Here is a 605-nt window from a genome sequence, read left to right as displayed (position 1 = left end):
TACCTTTTGTATAATGGGTCAGCGACTTATTGTCTGTAGCAAGGTTAACCGAATAGGGGAGCCGTAGAGAAATCGAGTCTTAATAGGGCGCTCAGTTGCAGGCAATAGACCCGAAACCCGGCGATCTATCCATGGGCAGGTTGAAGGTTAGGTAACACTGACTGGAGGACCGAACTCACTAACGTTGAAAAGTTAGGAGATGACCTGTGGATCGGAGTGAAAGGCTAATCAAGCCGGGAGATAGCTGGTTCTCCTCGAAAGCTATTTAGGTAGCGCCTCGCGTCTCACCATTGGGGGTAGAGCACTGTTTGGGCTAGGGGGTCATCCCGACTTACCAACCCCATGCAAACTCCGAATACCAATGAGTGCAATCGCGGGAGACACACGGCGGGTGCTAACGTCCGTCGTGGAAAGGGAAACAACCCAGACCGCCAGCTAAGGTCCCAAATATCAGTTAAGTGGGAAACGATGTGGGAAGGCTAAGACAGCTAGGAAGTTGGCTTAGAAGCAGCCATCTTTTAAAGAAAGCGTAATAGCTCACTAGTCGAGTCGGCCTGCGCGGAAGATTTAACGGGGCTCAAACTGATAACCGAAGCTGCGGATGC

1 rRNA gene is annotated in these 605 nt (G+C 51.1%); it reads left to right on the top strand.

Annotated elements, in window-relative coordinates:
- Window positions 1-605: ribosomal RNA gene (locus QSJ80_RS15560) — 23S ribosomal RNA — on the top strand; the annotation flags it as partial.

It is taken from the genome of Biformimicrobium ophioploci (assembly GCF_030270605.1).
Taxonomy (GTDB): Bacteria; Pseudomonadota; Gammaproteobacteria; order Pseudomonadales; family Cellvibrionaceae; genus Biformimicrobium; species Biformimicrobium ophioploci.
The sequence above is the reverse complement of the archived record's forward strand: the minus strand, read 5'-3'. Positions and strand labels throughout refer to the sequence as shown.